The sequence below is a fragment of the Pseudomonas mangiferae genome (genome assembly GCF_007109405.1).
GTDB lineage: Bacteria > Pseudomonadota > Gammaproteobacteria > Pseudomonadales > Pseudomonadaceae > Pseudomonas_T > Pseudomonas_T mangiferae.
In genome coordinates this window covers 1-2,212 of the sequence record NZ_VJOY01000040.1, presented here as the reverse complement: position 1 = coordinate 2,212, position 2,212 = coordinate 1, and the positions used below count along the sequence as shown (strand labels likewise).

Here is a 2,212-nt window from a genome sequence, read left to right as displayed (position 1 = left end):
ATCATGGGGCGGGCGCTCAGGCGATCTTGCGCAGTTCGGGAACGCCCAGCAGCGGCACGGCGCGCTCCACGGCCAGGCGGATGCGGGCCTTCAGGGCCTCGCTGGCGACCCGGTAGTCGCTGAAGTCGCCCTCGGTGGCATACACCCCGATGGGCAGGGTGATGGCCTGGAAGAAGCTGAACAGCGGGCGCAACTGGTGATCGATCACCAGGGCGTGCAGCGGGCTGCCACCGGTGGCGGCCAGCAGCACCGGGGTGTCCACCAGCGCCTCCATGCCCACCAGGTCGAACAGGTGCTTGAGCAGCCCCGGGTAGGAGCCGCGGTACACCGGCGAGGCCACTACCAGCAGGTCGGCGTTCTCGATGGCGCGCAGTTGCTCCTCCACGGCCTCCGGCAGTTCGTCGCGGGACAGCGCGCCGCCCAGGGGGCGGGCGATCTCGCTGAGTTCGACGAAGCGGAAGGTGGCCAGGACCCGCTCCGCCAGGCCGGCCAGGATCGCTTCGGCGAGGACCAGGGTGCGGGAGGGGCGATAGGCGCCGCCGGATACGGCGACGATGTTGAGCGGAGCGGTCATGGGGCGGGTTCCTGTTCTGGGTGACGAGGTTACCTGTCCTTGAGCAAGCCCTGTGCCAGATGGCAAGCCGCTGATTTACAATGGTATTTTTAAAAATGCGAGGCCGGAGTGTGGCCAGGGCAGCGAGAGTGTTGATGGTGTGTTGCCAGGGCAACAGTTGCTGGGGCAACAGTCGCCCCCGGAACACCTGGCGCGGGTCAGGGCCTTCAACGCGCTGGAATGGCGCCGGCCTGGCGGTCTCCTGGCAGCCCTTCCATGTCCCCGAATGCTCGCCAACATGCATCGGGCTTCGTCGGTTCCGGAGGCCGCCTCCACGGGAGCTGAACTCGTCCGGCCGCTCCGCTTCTAAACCCACAATCCCGACCCGGGCCGTGCCCGTCTCGCTGACCGAGGAGCATCATGTCCAGCCTAAGCCAACCGTTGTCCCTGCTGTCCCGCGCCAAACTGACCACGTTGATGCTGTGCTCGCTGCTGCTGGCGGGCTGCGGGGTGAATAACATTCCCCAGTACGACGAGCAGGTGAAGTCTGCCTGGGCCCAGGTGGAAAACCAGTACCAGCGCCGCGCCGATCTGATCCCCAACCTGGTGGAGACCGTCAAGGGCTACGCCAAGCAGGAGCAGGAGACCCTCACCAAGGTGATCGAGGCGCGGGCCAAGGCCACCTCCATCCAAGTGGACGCCAGCACCCTCGACGATCCGCAGAAACTGCAGCAGTTCGACCAGGCCCAGCAGCAACTGAGCAGCGCCCTGAGCCGGCTGATGGTGGTGTCCGAGCGCTATCCCGACCTCAAGTCCAACCAGAACTTCCTCGCCCTGCAGTCGCAACTGGAAGGGACCGAGAACCGCATCGCGGTGGCGCGTCGCGACTTCATCGCCGCGGTGGAACGCTACAACACCGAGATTCGTACCTTCCCCGGCCGCCTCTGGCAGATGACCCTGTACCGGGATATGAAGGTGCGTGAGAACTTCAAGGCCACCGCACCCGACGCCGACCAGGCGCCCAAGGTGAGCTTCCAGTAATGCGACCCTGGCGGGGGCTGGCGTGGGCCCTGGCGCTGTGGGCCGGCGCTGCGCTGGCCCAGGCGGCGCCGACCTTCCCGGCCCTCGACGGCCGGGTGGTGGACCAGGCCGGCCTGCTGGATGCGTCCCGTCGGGCCCGCCTGGAATCCACCCTGGCCGCCCATGAGCAGGCCAGCGGTGAGCAGGTAGTCGTGGTCACCGTGCCGAGCCTGCAGGGCGAAACCATCGAGGACTACGGTTACCAGTTGGGTCGTCACTGGGGCATCGGTCAGCAGGGCAAGGACAATGGTGCCCTGCTGATCGTGGCGCGGGACGACCGCAAGGTGCGGATCGAGGTGGGCTACGGCCTCGAGGACCGGCTCACCGACGCGCAATCCTCCCTCATCATCAATCGGGTGATCCTGCCGGCGTTCCGCCGGGGCGACTACCCGGCCGGTATCGACGAAGGGGTGGACGCCATGCTGCAGGTGCTGGGCAGCGATCCATCCCAGGCGCCCGCCGAGCCGCGGCAGGCCAGGCAGGAGCGGGTGCCTGGCGGCGCCTTCGTGATCCTGCTGATCGTCGTCCTGTTGATGTTGCGGGGCGGCGGCGGTGGACGCGGGGGTGGTGCTGTCTCTT

Annotated in this window: 3 protein-coding genes; 2 read left to right on the top strand and 1 reads right to left on the bottom strand. The window is 67.5% G+C overall.

Annotated elements, in window-relative coordinates:
• Positions 1 to 16: 16 nt before the first annotated feature.
• Positions 17 to 574 (bottom strand): FMN reductase, encoded by a 558-nt coding sequence (gene msuE / locus FM069_RS21485; RefSeq protein ID WP_143490452.1) that lies wholly within the window; start codon positions 572 to 574, stop codon positions 17 to 19.
• A gap of 456 nt (positions 575 to 1,030) precedes the next feature.
• Here msuE and FM069_RS21480 point away from each other — a divergent pair, with 456 nt between their 5' ends.
• Entirely contained in the window at positions 1,031 to 1,594 is a 564-nt protein-coding gene (locus FM069_RS21480) for a LemA family protein (protein ID WP_233282101.1), read from the top strand.
• On the top strand, positions 1,594 to 2,212 hold a 619-nt coding region (locus FM069_RS21475; RefSeq protein WP_143490450.1), incomplete at its 3' end, for a TPM domain-containing protein. The genes FM069_RS21480 and FM069_RS21475, both read left to right, overlap by 1 nt.